This is a genomic window from Clostridium polyendosporum (assembly GCF_018332455.1).
Classification (GTDB): Bacteria; Bacillota; Clostridia; order Clostridiales; family Clostridiaceae; genus Clostridium_AY; species Clostridium_AY polyendosporum.
The window spans coordinates 1-384 of record NZ_BOPZ01000086.1 but is presented as its reverse complement, the minus strand read 5'-3'; the positions used below and the strand labels follow the sequence as shown (position 1 = coordinate 384).

The 384-nt window shown below is 50.8% G+C and carries 1 rRNA gene; it reads right to left on the bottom strand.

What is annotated here, in order from left to right:
* Nucleotides 1-384 (bottom strand): 23S ribosomal RNA (locus tag CPJCM30710_RS17515); the annotation flags it as partial.

Genomic DNA, 384 nt, shown 5'->3' with positions numbered 1-384 from the left:
TGTTTTTGCTAAACAGTTGCTTGGGCCTATTCTCTGCGGCCTACTCTCGTAGGCACCCCTTCTCCCTAAGTTACGGGGTCAATTTGCCGAGTTCCTTAACTGCAATTCTTCCGCTGGCCTTAGGATTCTCTCCTCACCTACCTGTGTCGGTTTGCGGTACGGGCACTACTTCTCTCCCTAGACGCTTTTCTTGGCAGCGTGGAATCAGGTACTTCGGCTCTATGAGCCTTCCCCATCACACTTCAGCTAATACAGGCGGATTTGCCACTCCTGTATACCTAAGTGCTTAGACCAGCATCCAATAGCTGGCACACCCTATCCTCCTGCGTCACGCCATCGGTAATAACGATAAGCAGTGGTATCGGAATATCAACCGATTGTCCA